The organism is Pelomonas lactea, from assembly GCF_043555885.1.
GTDB lineage: Bacteria > Pseudomonadota > Gammaproteobacteria > Burkholderiales > Burkholderiaceae_C > Pelomonas > Pelomonas lactea.
On the sequence record NZ_JBIGHX010000001.1, the window covers coordinates 485,584 to 499,469 of the forward strand.

General features: G+C 72.7%; 11 protein-coding genes. 8 read left to right on the forward strand and 3 right to left on the reverse strand.

Features of this window, described 5'->3' with window-relative positions:
• The first annotated feature begins 48 nt into the window (after positions 1 to 48).
• Complete coding sequence (locus ACG04Q_RS02095; protein WP_394509155.1) at positions 49 to 2,235, forward strand: hypothetical protein; 2,187 nt, start codon at positions 49 to 51, stop codon at positions 2,233 to 2,235.
• Positions 2,236 to 2,290: 55 nt separating this feature from the next.
• Here the strand turns inward: ACG04Q_RS02095 and ACG04Q_RS02100 are convergent, their stop codons facing one another.
• Positions 2,291 to 3,466, reverse strand: coding sequence for a PQQ-dependent sugar dehydrogenase (locus ACG04Q_RS02100; protein WP_394509156.1), 1,176 nt, complete (start codon positions 3,464 to 3,466; stop codon positions 2,291 to 2,293).
• A gap of 189 nt (positions 3,467 to 3,655) precedes the next feature.
• Here ACG04Q_RS02100 and ACG04Q_RS02105 point away from each other — a divergent pair, with 189 nt between their 5' ends.
• Both ACG04Q_RS02105 and ACG04Q_RS02110 read left to right on the forward strand, forming a co-directional pair.
• Entirely contained in the window at positions 3,656 to 5,437 is a 1,782-nt protein-coding gene (locus tag ACG04Q_RS02105) for a DUF1800 domain-containing protein (protein WP_394509157.1), read from the forward strand.
• Between the two features lie 180 nt (positions 5,438 to 5,617).
• On the forward strand, positions 5,618 to 7,033 hold the full coding sequence (locus tag ACG04Q_RS02110) for a DUF1501 domain-containing protein (protein WP_394509158.1): 1,416 nt from the start codon (positions 5,618 to 5,620) through the stop codon (positions 7,031 to 7,033).
• On the opposite strand, the gene ACG04Q_RS02115 is transcribed toward ACG04Q_RS02110, so the two are convergent.
• Complete coding sequence (locus tag ACG04Q_RS02115; protein ID WP_394509159.1) at positions 7,030 to 7,908, reverse strand: SDR family oxidoreductase; 879 nt, start codon at positions 7,906 to 7,908, stop codon at positions 7,030 to 7,032. The genes ACG04Q_RS02110 and ACG04Q_RS02115 overlap by 4 nt on opposite strands.
• Positions 7,909 to 8,023: 115 nt before the next feature.
• Here ACG04Q_RS02115 and ACG04Q_RS02120 point away from each other — a divergent pair, with 115 nt between their 5' ends.
• The gene (locus tag ACG04Q_RS02120; protein WP_394509160.1) at positions 8,024 to 8,899 is read left to right on the forward strand and encodes a LysR family transcriptional regulator; all 876 of its coding nucleotides are present in this window, start codon (positions 8,024 to 8,026) and stop codon (positions 8,897 to 8,899) included.
• Here the strand turns inward: ACG04Q_RS02120 and ACG04Q_RS02125 are convergent.
• Positions 8,896 to 10,302, reverse strand: coding sequence for a M28 family metallopeptidase (locus ACG04Q_RS02125; protein ID WP_394509161.1), 1,407 nt, complete (start codon positions 10,300 to 10,302; stop codon positions 8,896 to 8,898). The genes ACG04Q_RS02120 and ACG04Q_RS02125 overlap by 4 nt on opposite strands.
• 70 nt (positions 10,303 to 10,372) lie before the next feature.
• Here ACG04Q_RS02125 and fusA point away from each other — a divergent pair, with 70 nt between their 5' ends.
• From fusA to ACG04Q_RS02145, 4 genes are all read left to right on the forward strand, one after another.
• Positions 10,373 to 12,421 carry an elongation factor G gene (fusA, locus tag ACG04Q_RS02130; RefSeq protein ID WP_394509162.1) on the forward strand — a complete coding sequence of 683 codons (2,049 nt, stop codon included), beginning with the start codon at positions 10,373 to 10,375 and terminating at the stop codon, positions 12,419 to 12,421.
• 51 nt (positions 12,422 to 12,472) lie between these two features.
• Positions 12,473 to 13,060 (forward strand): hypothetical protein, encoded by a 588-nt coding sequence (locus ACG04Q_RS02135; RefSeq protein ID WP_394509163.1) that lies wholly within the window; start codon positions 12,473 to 12,475, stop codon positions 13,058 to 13,060.
• 283 nt (positions 13,061 to 13,343) lie between these two features.
• Positions 13,344 to 13,535 (forward strand): hypothetical protein, encoded by a 192-nt coding sequence (locus tag ACG04Q_RS02140; protein ID WP_394509164.1) that lies wholly within the window; start codon positions 13,344 to 13,346, stop codon positions 13,533 to 13,535.
• A 67-nt stretch (positions 13,536 to 13,602) separates the two neighbouring features.
• Positions 13,603 to 13,842: a hypothetical protein gene (locus ACG04Q_RS02145; protein ID WP_394509165.1), complete on the forward strand. Its 240-nt coding sequence runs from the start codon at positions 13,603 to 13,605 to the stop codon at positions 13,840 to 13,842.
• Positions 13,843 to 13,886 lie beyond the last annotated feature (44 nt).

Here is a 13,886-nt window from a genome sequence, read left to right on the forward strand (position 1 = left end):
GCCCCTCCACCGGCGCCGTCCTGGCGCTCGGCCTGTGCCTGGCCCCTGATGATGGCGTTGGCCGCCTGCGGCGGCGGCGGCAGTGGCTCGCATGCCACCGACACCCCCACCACGCCCCCGCCGCCGGTGGCCACGCCCAGCCCGCTGCCCATGCCGACACCGGCACCGACGCCCACGCCGTCGCCGGCCCCCGCACCAGCACCCTCGCCCACGCCAGCACCGTCACCCGCGCCGTCTCCGGCACCGTCACCTGCTCCCTCACCTTCGCCCGCGCCGTCGCCAGCGCCCTCACCGTCACCCGCACCGTCCCCGACCCCCACGCCCGCGCCATCACCCACGCCCACCCCCGCCCCCAGCCCGACACCCACGCCGCCCCCGCCGCCGCCGCCACCATCGCCGCTGTCGGGCACCGTCGCCGCCGGCCTGGCGCTGACCGGCGGCAAGGTGACCGTGCTGGACGAGACCGGCAAGGTCATCGCCAGCGGCAAGGACGTGACGGCGGCCACGGGCGCGTACGGCCCCATCACGCTGACCGGCGCCGGCCCGTTCCGCGTGCAGGCCTGCGGCACGGCCGGCGACCGCGCGATGTGCCTGTGGGGTGCCACGCCCAGCGGCGGCACTTTGAACCTGACCCCGCTGACCAGCGCCGTCACCGTGCTGGCCAGCGGCCAGCCGCCCGAGGCGCTGATGACCGGCGCCGTGCAGGGGCTCACCGCCGCGGCGCTCGCCACGGCGCAGACGCAGGTACGCACCGTCATCGCATCGGCACTGGCCGACGCCGGCCTGGCCACCGACTTCGACCTGCTGGCCGGCACGCTGACGCCCGGCACCCACACCGGCTACGACCGCGTGCTGGACGCCGTCGACGTGGGCTGGGGCATGGACGCCAAGGCCTACGTGACGCTGAGTTCCGCGCTCGGCAGCGGCTGGGCCTATCTGGAGCCCGGCACCACCAGCGGCAGCCTGGCCACCGACGCGTCGGCCGCCAAGGTGGACCATGCCGGCATCGACACGCTGTTCCGCGCGCTGGGTGCGGCCATGCCGTTTGCTGCCAAATGCCCCAGCACCACCGACGGCATCAAGCCGCTGCTGGACCCGGCCGCCCGCGCCAGCGCGGACCTCGTGACGAGCTTCAGCGGCGACAAGGCCGTGCAGGTGCTGTGCGGCCACATGCTGGGTTCGCTGGTGGGTGACACCGAGTCGCTGGAAGGCGCCACGCTGCTGCCGGCCGTGCCGACACGCTGCGACTTCACCGGCACCGACCCGGTCTGCCGCGTGAAACTCATCTTCAAGACCGCCGCGCCCAAGGCCAACGCACCGGCCGGCACGACGCCCAAGGACGTGCTGCGCCAGGTCGGCGTCGACCAGACCATCGTGAAGCGCTCGTCCGGCTGGCTGCTGCTGGGCAACCGGCTGGAGGTGCAGGCCAGCGCGACGGCGCGGCTGGTGATGAAGCGCCGCGTCGACCAGACCGCCGCCGACAGCTACAGCCGTTTCCTGGACATCCGCGTCCCGGCCTACCCCGGCCTGCGCTGCGCCCGCGCGACGCAGCAGGACACGGGGGGCAGCGACGTGACGCTGGCGCTGTTCAAGCCGGTGGCGAACGCGACCTACCTGAGCCTGTGGAGTGTCAGCGCCAGCGACGCCACGCCCAGCCTGGACCCGGCCAGCGGCGCGACGCGTGGCGTGGACGTCGTCGCGCTGCCAGTGCCCGCCGGCGCGGCCGGCGACACGACGGCGCGCAACTTCGTGCGCGCCGGCCGCGTGATGAAGATCGCGCTGTTCAGCGACACCGCCTGCAGCACGCCGCTGGCGGGCGCCGACGGCGGTGCGGTCAGCATCGACGTGGCGGGGCAGCTGCCCATCACCGTGTCCCACATGAGCGGCCAGCCCTGGCCGGCGCTGGCCGCCGCGACCGGCACCGCGCTGACCTCGCTGAAGGGCGCGGCGAACGCCAAGCTCAGCTTCACGGCGGACTGGACCCAGCCGCGCGGCGACGCGGCCGTCAACCGCGTGCAGCTGTGCTCGCTGGACGCCAACTGCGGCAACGTGCTGGCCACGCTGGACCTGGCGCCCACCACGGCCAAGGCGGTACTGAGCCCGACGCTGGGCGCGCTGGCGCTGTCGGCCGCCGACTACAAGCTGCTGCGCCTGACGGCGCGCACGGCCGGTGGGCTGGTGCTGCAGCTGGATGCGGCGTCGTGCACGGCGCAGGTGGCCGGGCAGCCCTGTTAGCCCCTCGTCCGGCCTTGCCCCGCTGAGCGTGGGCAGGACCGGCCTGGGACCGCGGTCAGCGCGCGATTCGGATCAGCTTGCCGCTGTCGGTCAGCAGCAGCAACGCGCCGTCGGGTGCGGGCCTCACGGCGCGGATACGCTCACCCAGGTCCTCGAACAGCTTCTCGCGGCTGGCGACGGTGTCGCCCGACAGCGTCAGCCGCCACAGCGCCTGGCCGGCCAGCGCGCCGACGAACAGGTTGCCCTGCCACTCCGGGAACATCGCGCCGCCATAGAACGCGATGCCGGACGGCGCGATGGAGGTCGGCACCCACCAGGTCAGCGGCTCGACGAAGCGCGGTGCGTGCACGCCGCCGCCGATGGCGCAGGCGGTGCCCACCGGGTCGCCGTAGTTGCAGCCGTAGCTGACCGTGGGCCAGCCATGGTTGCCACCGGCGCGGGCGATGTTGATCTCGTCGCCGCCCTGCGCGCCATGCTCGCTGACCCACAGCTCGCCCGTCGTCGGGTGCAGCGCCGCACCCTGCGGGTTGCGGTGGCCCATGCTCCACAGCCCGGGCCGGGCGCCGGCGCCGAAGGACGGGTTGTCGGCCGGCATGCTGCCGTCGCGGTTCACGCGCACCACCTTGCCCAGCGTCTGGGCGACGTCCTGCGCCGGGCTGCCCAGCTGGCGCTCACCCAGCGTGATGAACAGCGTCTTGTCGCGCGCGAACACCAGCCGCGAGCCGTAGTGCGCGCCGCCGGCCACCTTGGGCGCCTGGCGGAAGATGACCGTCAGCCCCTGCAGCGCATTGCCCACCAGCTGCGCCCGCGCGACCGCGGTGCCGGCCTTGCCCGCCTCGGCGCCGCTGCCGGGCTCGGCATAGCTGAGGAAGACGTGACCGGTGGTGGCGAAGTCGGGGTCCAGCGCCACGTCCAGCAGCCCGCCCTGACCGGCGCTGTCCACGGCCGGGGCGCCGGTGACGGGCTGGCTGGTCGCCAGGTCCGCCGCCACGCGCACGAGGCCGGCGGTGCGCTGCGTGACCAGCCAGCTGCCATCAGGCAACTGGGCCAGCCCCCACGGGTTGGTGAGCCGCACCGGCTGCGCGGTGGCCCGGGCGGGGCCGGTGGGCGCGGACGCGGGCGACGACGCCGGGGCCGCCACCGGCGGAGCGCTGCCGCCGCCACCGCCGCAGGCCGACAGCAACGCCAGGCAGCACAGCGCGGCGCGGCGCAGAAGAGGCGTGGGGTTCATGCGGGGCTCCTGTGGCGAAGGATGCGGGCCAGTGTGGCGCGCAACGGCCGTGCGGGATATCACGCAGCCCCGCTCCGCCAGCGCCGGCTTGTTGCCGTTGGTAAGCGGCGGCTCGCGCCGGCAACCTGGCGTTACGGCCGTTGCGCCGGGGCGGCCATCATGCGCGGCCGCCGTACTTGCCGCCATTCCATGCGCCTGCCCCTCACTGCCATCGCCCGCCCCCGCCGGGCCGCTCCCGCCAGCGCGTGGGTCATTTCGATCGCCGCGCTGCTGGCTGGCTGCGGCGGTGGCGGGGGTGGCAGCAGCCCCACCAGTGCGCCCAGCGGCGGCATCGCGACGCCACCCGCCGCGGCCACCCCGGCCGCGCCACCGATGACGCAGCGCGACGCCGTGCGGCTGGCCTCGCAGGCCAGCTTCGGCGCCACCGAGGCCATGGTGACGCAGATGCGCACGCAGAGCGCCGCCGCCTGGGTGAAGGCCCAGCAACAGCTGCCGGCCACGTCGCGCTACACGCTGGGCGGCACGAGCGCGGTGCACATCGACACCACCGGCGTGGGCTTTTGCGATCAACCGGCCAACCAGGGCGACAACTGCTGGCGCGACGCCTTCTCCAGCATGCCGCTGCTGTGGGACTTCTACCGCAACGCCGTCGCCCAGCCCGATCAGCTGCGCCAACGCGTGGCCTTTGCGCTGCAGCAGATCGTCGTCGTCAGCAACCTGGAGGTGGACGGCACCTACGGCCTGCGCCGCTACCAGAACGCACTGCTGGACAACGCCTTCGGCAACTACCGCGACGTGCTGCGCCACGTGGCGCTGAGCCCGGTGATGGGCGACTACCTGAACGGCGTCAACAACGACAAGGCCGCACCCAACGAGAACTTCGCGCGCGAGCTGCTGCAGCTGTTCTCGCTGGGCACCTGCCTGCTGGAGGCCGACGGCAGCCTCAAGGGCGGCAAGTGCCAGCCCACGTACGACAACGCGATGGTGCGCAACTACGCCTATGCGCTGACCGGCTGGACCTACCCCGCCGGCGGCAAGTCCAAGTGGACCTGCCAGCCCAAGGGCGCCAACTGCCAGTTCTACGACGGCGAGATGGCACCCCTGCCAACCCTGCACGACACCGCCGAGCGCCCGCTGCTGGCCGGCGGCAAGAAGGCCGCCGGCAGCACGCCCGCGCAGGCGCTGGACGCCGTGCTCGACAGCCTGCTGGCCCATCCCAACGCGGCGCCCTTCATCGGCCGCCAGCTCATCCAGGCCCTGGTGCGCTCCAACCCGTCGGCCGGCTACGTGACACGCGTGGGCGCGGCGTTCCAGAGCGGCAAGTTCAGCCAGGACGGCGTGAGCTTCGGCGCCGGCAAGCCCGGTGACCTGGCGGCCACGGTGGCCGCCGTGCTGCTGGACGCCGAGGCCCGCGGCGACGCGGCGCCCGGCAGCGCCGGCGGCCGGCTGCGCGAGCCCGTGCTGATGATGACCGGCGTGCTGCGCGCGCTGAATGGCAAGACCGACGGCGACGCGCTGGGCTGGTGGTGGGGCGAGACGCTGCGCCAGCATGTGTTCCGCTCGCCGTCGGTCTTCAACTTCTACCCGCCGGACTACCCGGTGCCCGGCACGCAGCTGACCGGCGGCGCCTTCGGCATCCACAACGCCAACACGTCGCTGGAGCGGCTGAACTACCTGACCTATCTGCTGAACTGGGGCGGCTCGCAGCCCGTGGCCAACGTGCCCGGTGCCACCGGCACGCAAGTCACGCTGGACGCGTTCGACGCCGACGCGGCCGACGCCGCCAAGCTGGTCGACCGCCTGGCGCTGCTGGCCCACGGCGAGCCGCTGCCCGGCGCCGCGCGCGCCAAGGTGGTGGAAGCCGTGTCCTGGTGGACCGACAAGACCGACGCCAAGACCTGGCAACGCAATCGCGTCAGGACCGCCGCCTACCTCGTGTTCGCGGCACCGCAGTACCAGATCGTCCGCTAATGACTGTGCGCCCCTCGCCCAACCTTGCCCTGCTGAACGCAGGCAAGCCTGGTCGGTCCCCCGAGGGGACGGCGATGCCTGCCGGATCGACCGGCAAGCACATCGCCCGCCGGCCCGGCTTGGGGCGGCCCGGCGCTCGGCCCGCAAATTCACGACGCGCAACCGCGTGAGAGATTTTCGATGACGCACCACCATCACTCGCACTCCCCCAGCCGCCGCCGCCTGCTTGCCGGCGCGCTGGGCCTGGGCACGCTGGGCGCGCTCGCGCCGCTGCGCCCGGCCCGCGCGGCCGACTTCAAGGCGCTGGTCTGCATCTTCCTGTACGGCGGCAACGACGGCATGAACACCGTCGTGCCGATGGACACGACGCGCTACGCCGACTACGCCCGCGTGCGTGCCGGCCTGGCGCTGCCGCAGGGCAGCCTGGGGCGGCTGGGCACCAGCGACTACGGCCTGCACCCCAGCCTGGCCGCGCTGAACCCGCTGTTCGCCGCCGGCCGCATGGCCGTGCAGTTCAACGTCGGCCCGCTGATGGCGCCGCTGACCAAGGCCCAGTACCGCGCCGACGCCGGCAAGTCGCTGGTGACGCCGCCCAGCCTGTTCTCGCACAGCGACCAGCAGGTGCTGTGGGAGTCCGGCAGCACCGATGCGCAGAGCCGCACCGGCTGGGGCGGCCGCAGCGCGGCCACGCTGGGGCTGGCGCAGCCGGTCATCAGCGTCGGCGGCAACGGCCGCTTCGGCCTGTCGGAGCTGGCCGCGCCGCTGGTGCTGCCCGGCCCGGGCGACGGCTTCGGCGCCGCCGGCCTGGCCGCGTCGGACCTGACCTGGAAGCCCAACGCGCTGAAGCTGGACGCGCTGAAGGCCGTGTCCGCCGAGACCGACACCGACCTGGCAGGCGCGTTCGAGAAACAGCAGCGCGACGCGATGGCGCTGTCGGAGCAGCTGGGCCCGCTGGTCAAGCGCAAGCCGGGCGAGGCCGGCAGCAACGCCGCCATCGACGCCGCGTTCGCGCCGCTGATCGCCAACGGCAACGTGACGACGGGCCTGGCCAAGCAGCTCTACCAGGCCGCCAAGCTGCTGGACGTGCGCGCCACGCTGGGCGGCAGCCGGCAGATCTACTTCGCGCAGCTGGGCGGCTTCGACACGCACGGCGGCCAGATCGGCAGCGACGCCGTCTCCGGCCACCACGCCGGGCTGCTCAAGCAGCTGGGCGACGCACTGGCCTGCTTCCAGGCCGCGCTGACGGCGCTGGGGCTGGCCGATTCGGTCACCACGTTCACGCAGAGCGACTTCGGCCGCACCTTCAAGCCCAACAACAGCAGCGGCACCGACCACGCCTGGGGCAACCACCACCTCGTGATGGGCGGCGCGGTCAAGGGCGGCTTCTACGGCAGCTACCCGACGCTGGCGCTGGGCGGGCCGGACGACGTCGGCGTGGACAGCTGGGAGCAGCACGGCCGCTGGATCCCCACCTCCTCGGTGGACCAGTACGCCGCCACGCTGCTGGGCTGGATGGGCGCCAGCGCCACGCAGCTGGACACCATCCTGCCCAACCTGCCCAACTTCGGCAGCCGGCGCAGCCTGGGCTTTCTTTAAGCCGCCGGCGTGGCCGCCACGCGCTCGGCGACGAAGGCCGCGTAGGTGCGCAGCGGCCGGCCCAGCCGCTGTTCCAGCGTCTGCACGGCGCCGTCGGCGGCGAGCTGGCCGATCTGCTGGATGCGGCTCATCATCAGCCGCAGGTCGTAGGCCATCCAGCCCGGCGCGTTCTGCGCCAGTTGCGCCTCGAAGGCCTGCACGTCGTCGCCGGCGTAGTGGATGTCGCGGCCCAGCGCCTGACTCCACACCGCCGCCGCCCGCGGGCCGTTGATGACTTCCGGGCCGACGACTTCCAGCGTCAGCCGCGGCAGCGGCGCCGGCGCGCGGTCGCGGCGCAGCAGCTCGGCCACGGCGACATCGGCGATGTCGCGCGCATCCACCATCGCGCAGCCCACCGCGCCGATGGGCATGGGGAACACGCCGTAGCCCTCGACGACAGGCTGGATCTGCACGTCGTTCTGCATGAAGTAGGCCGGCCGCAGGATGGTGGCCGGCAGGTCCAGCGACTCGATCATGCGTTCCACCGTGTACTTGCCGGCGAAGTGCGGCACGTCGGTGTAGAGGTCCGCGTTGATGACCGACAGGTAGACGATGCGCTGGATGCCCAGCTCGCGGGCGACGTTCAAGGCCTGCAGCGACTGGGTCACCTCGTCGGCGGCCAGCGCATTCAGCAGGAACAGCGTGCGCACGCCGGCCATGGCGCGGCGCATGGAGGCCACGTCCGTGAGGTCGGCGACGGCGCCCTTGACGCCTGCGGGCAGCGACAGCGTGCCGGTCTTGCGGACCAGCGCGGTGACGTCCGCGCCCTGGTGGGCCAGGCCCTGTACGACGAGGGAACCGATGGTGCCGGTGGCGCCGATGACGAGGATGCTCATGGGAAAACTCCGTGATTCAGAAGTGTTGGGGGGAAGCACGGAACGAAAGATAGGCCGTTGCATCCGATAAACACAGACACCAAAATCAAGACAAACTGTCTTGAATTCAAAACACATGGACCTGAACGCGCTGGCCGACTTCAACCTCGTCGCCACCCACGGCGGCTTCGGGCGGGCCAGCCGCGCCAGCCGGCGCTCCAAGGCAACGCTGTCCCGGCGCGTGGCCGAGCTGGAGGAGCAGCTGGGCGTGCGCCTCATCGAGCGCAGCGCCAAGGGGCTGGAGCTGACCGAGGCCGGCCAGCTGCTGCTGAGCCGCACCGAAGGCCCGCTGCACGAGGTGGCCGACGCCCTCACCGCCGCCCGCGAGGGCACGGGCCGGGTCAGCGGGCGGCTGCGCATCGCCACGCCGGTGCTGTTCGCGCAGCTGGCGATGGGGCGGCTGACGGCCGAGTTCCGGCGCCTCTACCCCGAGGTCACGGTCGACGTGGTGGCCGAAGACCGCGTCGTGAACCTCGTCGACGAGCAGTTCGACGTGGCGATCCGCCCCAACCCGCGGCCGGACACGGCCCTCGTCGGCCGGCGCTTCGCGACCGACCGCCTCGTCGTCGTGGCGGCGCCGTCCATCGCCGTGCCGCCGCCCGGAGCCGAGCCGGTGCGCGTGGAGGCCGTCGTCAACGCCTTCCGCGACGGTGACACCTGGGCACTGGAGGGCAGCGGGCTCGTGCTGGCGCCGGTGCCGGTGCTGCGGCTGTCATCGATGCTGATGCTGCGCGACGCCGCGCTGGCCGGCGCGGGCGTCACGCTGCTGCCGCGGTCCATCGTCGGGCCGCAACTGGCCAGCGGCGCGCTCGCGGCCTGGGGCGCCGTGGGCCCGGACGTGGCGCTGTGGGTGCTGCACACCTCGCGCCGCCTGGCCAGCCCCAAGGTCAAGGCCTTCGTGGACTTCATGGCCTCGCGCTACCCCGACGGCGAGCTGGTGCTGGCCGGCTAGCGCTTGGGCAGCGGGTAGCTCGCCAGGCTGGCGTAGCCCTTCTTCGACAGCGCCTGCACGCCGAAGACGACGTTGTCCTTGGACACCGGCAGCGTCACGCGCGTGGCCTTGCCGACGTCGCGGGCCTGCTGCCACGTGGCCGAATCGGTGTCGCGCCAGACGACACGGTAGCCGGCCACCTCGGGGTCGTCGCTGGCCTGCCATTCCAGCGTCGAGTCGTTGGTCAGCCCGCTGGCGTCCAGCCGCACGCCTTTCGGCGGCGCCGGCGCCCAGGCCAGCGTCGCGAAACCGGCCAGGTTCGCACGCGTCACGTTGGCCACGTAGGCGAAGTCGACGAACTCGGGCAGGTCGCCGTAGACGACGCCGTTCTCCGTCCTGGGGTTCTGGTGCTGGTGGGCGAAGTTCTCGAACGGCTCGCTGAAGCGCACCGCCGCATAGCCGCGCTCCAGGAAGGGCAGGTGGTCACCGCCGCGCAGGTAGCGGTCGCGGCGCTGGATCAGCTGCACCGTGAAGCCGGGCATCGCGCCTTCCGCGGCCGCCTTCAGGTGGCGGCCCAGCTGGTGGGTCGGCAGGTCCTCGTGGGCGCCGGCCTGCAGCAGCGGCAGCAGCTCGGCCTGCATCGCCGTGAAGGCCTTCTGGTCCGCGGCGGACGCGGGCCGGTTAGCCTGCGCCTGCATCAGCAGCCGCACCAGCGGGTCCAGCCCGTCGGCGAACAGCCGCATGCGCTTGGGGTCGCGCTGGCCGGCGTCGCCGCGCGAGCTGCCGACGATGTCGTTGGTGGCCATGGCCTCCACGTTCAGCCCCTCGGCGCGCGCATCGCGGGCCCACTGCGCGGCGCCCAGCAGGCCCTGCTCCTCGCCCGGAACGGCCATGAAGACCAGCGTCGCGTCGAACTGGCGTGTCGCCATCACGCAGGCCAGCTCCATGATGACCGCGGTGCCCGACGCGTCGTCGTTGGCGCCGGGCGCCTCGCCCAGCGCGTCCATCACGTCGCTGTTGCGCGAGTCGTAGTGGCCGCTGACGACCAGCAGCCGCCCCTTGCTGGCGCCGCGGCCGGGCAGCGTGGCGACCACGTTGACCAGCTCCGTCGCCTGCGGCACACGGTTGCCGGCGGGCTCGATGAAGCTCTGCTCCTCCACCTTCAGCCGGCTGCCCGGCGCCTTCGCGCAGGCCTGCAGCTCGGCGGTGATCCAGCGCCGCGCGGCGCCGATGCCGCGGGTGTCGGACGCGATGTCCGACAGCGTGTGCCGCGTGCCGAAGCCCACCAGCTTGCGGATGCGCGCCTCGATGCGCGCGGGGCTGACCTCGGCCAGCATGGCGGTCAGGTCGTCGGCCGGGGCGGGCTGGGCCTGGGCCGAAGCGGCCAGCAGGGCGAACAGGAGGGCGCTGAGTCGGGCTTGCATCGGCGCGATTCTGCGCTTGCCGCGCGATGCGGCATCCCCTACGCTGGCCGCTCCACACGAGGAGAGTCCGATGGCGCTGGATTCACGAGTGAGCGCGATCCGCACGGTCGCGCTGGTGGGCCCCGCGGCCGCCGGCAAGACGTTGCTGCTGGACGCGCTGCTGGCGCATGCCGGCGCCATCCCGCAGGCCGGCAGCATCGAGCGCGGCAGCACGGTGAGCGACCACGACCCGCTGGAAAAGCGCCTGGGCCATTCGCTGCAGTCCAGCCTCGCGCACTTCACGCACGGCGGCATCCGCGTGCACGCCATCGACACGCCCGGCGCGCCGGACTTCGTCGGCCAGGCGCTGCCCGCGCTGGAGGCGGCGGACACGGCGCTGGTCGTCATCAACGCACAGAACGGCATCGAGCTGATGGCCCAGCGCCTGCTGACCGCGGCCGGCGAGCGCGGCCTGGCGCGGCTCATCGTCGTCAACAAGATCGACGCCTCCGACGTCGACCTGCCCGCGCTGCTGGCGCAGATCCGCGAGGTGTTCGGCAAGGAGTGCCTGCCGCTGAACCTGCCGGCCGATGGCGGCCGGCGCGTGGCGGACTGCTTCTTTGCGGCGTCCGGGGACGCCGATTTTTCGTCGGTGGCCGACGCGCACCGCGCGCTGGTGGAGCAGGTCGTCGAGGTCGATGCCGACTTCGTCGACCGCTACCTGACCGATGGCGACGTCGACCCGAAGGAGCTGCACGCGCCGCTGGAGCAGGCACTGCGCGAGGGCCACCTGATCCCGGTCTGCTTCTGCTCCGCGAAGAGCGGCGCTGGCGTCGGCGAGCTGCTGGCGGCGATTCGTACGCTGATGCCCAACCCGGCCGAGGGCAACCCGCCACCGTTCCTGGAGGGCAAAGGCCCCGAGCCCGTGCCGTACCCCGCCACGCCCGACCCGGCCGCCCACGTGCTGGCCCATGTCTTCAAGATCGTGGCCGACCCCTACCTCGGCAAGATGGGCGTGCTGCGCGTGCACCAGGGCCGCGTCGCCAAGGGCGGCCAGCTGTACGTGGGCCATGCCCGCAAGCCCATCCGCGTGGCCCACCTGTTCATGCTGCAGGGCGCGAAGCACGTCGACATCGACGAGGCGCTGCCGGGCGACCTGTGCGCCATCGCCAAGGTGGACGACCTCGCCTTCGACGCCGTGCTGCACGACGCGCAGGAGGACGAGCACATCTTCCTGAAAGCGCTGGACTTCCCGACGCCCGTGCACGGCCTGGCCATCGCGCCCGCGCGCCGCGGCGACGAGCAGAAGCTGTGGGAGGTGCTGGCCCGGCTGGTGGACGAGGACCCCTGTCTGCGCATCGAGCAGGCGGGCGAAACCCACCAGACACTGGTCTACGGCCTCGGCGAGCTGCACCTGCGCCTGCTGCTGGAGCGCGTGCGCGAGCTCTACAAGGGCGAGGTCGTCACCGAGCCGCCGCGAATCGCCTACCGCGAAACCATCTCGGCGCCCGCCGAGGGCCACTACCGCCACAAGAAGCAGAGCGGCGGCGCGGGGCAGTTCGGCGAGGTCTACCTGCGCATAGAGCCGCTGGCGCGCGGCGCGGGCTTCGAGTTCGTCGACGCGGTCAAGGGCGGCACCATCCCGGGCCAGTTCATGCCGGCCGTCGAGAAGGGCGTGCGCTCGGGCCTGGCCAGCGGCGTCATCGCCGGCTATCCGCTCGTCGACCTGCGCGTCGTCGTCTACGACGGCAAGCACCACTCGGTGGACAGCAAGGAGATCGCCTTCGTCACCGCCGGCCGCCGCGCACTGATCGAGGCCGTGCGGGCCGCGCAGCCCCTGGTGCTGGAGCCCATCGTGCAGGTCGAGATCACGGCGCCGGAGCACGGCATCGGCGACATCACCGGCGACCTCGCCTCGCGCCGCGGCCAGGTCAACGGCACCCGCGCCGCCGTGCCCGGCAGCCTCATCGTGCAGGGCCTGGCGCCGCTGGCCGAACTGGCCAGCTACCAGACGCGGCTGAACGCGATGACGGCCGGCCAGGGGCGCTACACGCTGCTGCTGTCGCACTACGAGCCCGTGCCGCCCCATACCCAGACGGCACTGACGGCCGCGTACAAGGGCACGGACGAGCCGGACTGATGCCCTGCCGGCCCCGGGGGCTTGGTGAACGGTCATTTATCATCGCGCCCCATGCCCAGCGCCCCCCGCGACGTCGCGCAGATCCGATTGGACAACGCGATGCGGCTGTTCGAAGAGTTCGTCAGCGCCACCGTCAAACACCCCGATGCCGCCACCCTGCGTGGCCTGGAGCGGCGCTTTGCCGAAAAGCTGCAGATCCAGCCCAGCTACTGGAGCCAGATCAAGGGCCGCTCGCGCCAGATCGGCGAGCGGCTGGCGCGGCAGTTCGAGCAGCTGTGCCACAAGACGCCGGGCTGGATGGACATCGAGCATGGCGCCGCACCCGCCCCGGCGCCGCTCACGTCGATGGCCGCGGCCATGGGCCACGTCGCCCCGCCGCCGCCCGAACCGTCGCCCAGCCTGCCCCAGGACGATGACGAGCGCTTCATCGTCGGCCTGGTGCTGACCTACTACCGCCGGCACCCGCAGCGCGCCCGCACACGCCTGCTGGACCTGCTGGGCGAGGTGCTGACGCCCGAGCCCGCCGCCCCACCGCCGCCCCGCCCTGCGGCCAAGGCAGCCCCCAGCCCGCAGGCCGAACTGGACGAGTGGCGCAGGCTGCAGTCCGGCATCGCACCGCTCAAGCCCAAGAAACGCTGATCGTCAGACGCATCCGTCATTGGACGGACGCGCTCCCGCACGTTAGGGGTGCAGGATAAAAACCGCTTGCGCAAGAGCAACGTTTGTTTATCATTTGCGCAAGTTGTGACGCGGTCGCCCCCAAACGTCACGGCGAGCACCCCTCCCCCACACTGACCGTCCGGCCCGCTTGCCTCGAGCAGCAAGCCCCGGGCACCCGCCTCTTCAGCGCAAACGCAGGCCCTGCCGGGTCGAGCCGCTGCATTGCCCGCCGCGCCCCGCGCGGCCTCAACCGGAGCACCCCATGCCCCAATTCACCTCCCCGCGCCCCATGAAGCTGACCTTGCGCAAACCGCGCAATCCGCTCGTCGCGCCGGCCCTCAAACGCCAGGCCGGCCGCCACCAGAGCGCCACCGACGCCCATGCGCTGCGCCAGCAGGCCCGCCTCGAACTGCGACGACTGCTGCGCGACCGCTTCCCCGACGACAGCCCCTGACTCAACCGCACCGCCCGCCCCTCGATCCATGTGATGAGGGCCGCCGGCAGGTGCCAAGGAGACCCTCATGAGATTGATCGAACTGCGCGGCCCCGACGCCGCCGACACCCACGACGCCTGGGCCCGCCGCTGGGTCCGCATCAAGCGCGCAGCGCGCGCGATCCGGCTGGTGTTCTCGCCCGCCTACCGCAAGCGCCGCCGCGCCCGCAGCCAACTGGAGTTCTATGCCGAGGCCGGCGCGCCCGAGGGGGCGCTGTACGTCGACGGCCAGCTGACTGCGCAGCTGGACGGCGTGCGCAGGCTGTGAACTGAGGCCGAAAACCGGGTCGCATGAGACGAGCATGCGACCCG

Bases quoted from the DNA above. Each gene is read 5' to 3' on its own strand.
- ACG04Q_RS02095 (WP_394509155.1), top strand. From the start codon at position 49: ATGATGGCGTTGGCCGCCTGCGGCGGCGGCGGCAGTGGCTCGCATGCC.
- ACG04Q_RS02100 (WP_394509156.1), bottom strand. From the start codon at position 3,466: ATGAACCCCACGCCTCTTCTGCGCCGCGCCGCGCTGTGCTGCCTGGCG.
- ACG04Q_RS02105 (WP_394509157.1), top strand. From the start codon at position 3,656: ATGCGCCTGCCCCTCACTGCCATCGCCCGCCCCCGCCGGGCCGCTCCC.
- ACG04Q_RS02110 (WP_394509158.1), top strand. From the start codon at position 5,618: ATGACGCACCACCATCACTCGCACTCCCCCAGCCGCCGCCGCCTGCTT.
- ACG04Q_RS02115 (WP_394509159.1), bottom strand. From the start codon at position 7,908: ATGAGCATCCTCGTCATCGGCGCCACCGGCACCATCGGTTCCCTCGTC.
- ACG04Q_RS02120 (WP_394509160.1), top strand. From the start codon at position 8,024: ATGGACCTGAACGCGCTGGCCGACTTCAACCTCGTCGCCACCCACGGC.
- ACG04Q_RS02125 (WP_394509161.1), bottom strand. From the start codon at position 10,302: ATGCAAGCCCGACTCAGCGCCCTCCTGTTCGCCCTGCTGGCCGCTTCG.
- fusA (WP_394509162.1), top strand. From the start codon at position 10,373: ATGGCGCTGGATTCACGAGTGAGCGCGATCCGCACGGTCGCGCTGGTG.
- ACG04Q_RS02135 (WP_394509163.1), top strand. From the start codon at position 12,473: ATGCCCAGCGCCCCCCGCGACGTCGCGCAGATCCGATTGGACAACGCG.
- ACG04Q_RS02140 (WP_394509164.1), top strand. From the start codon at position 13,344: ATGCCCCAATTCACCTCCCCGCGCCCCATGAAGCTGACCTTGCGCAAA.
- ACG04Q_RS02145 (WP_394509165.1), top strand. From the start codon at position 13,603: ATGAGATTGATCGAACTGCGCGGCCCCGACGCCGCCGACACCCACGAC.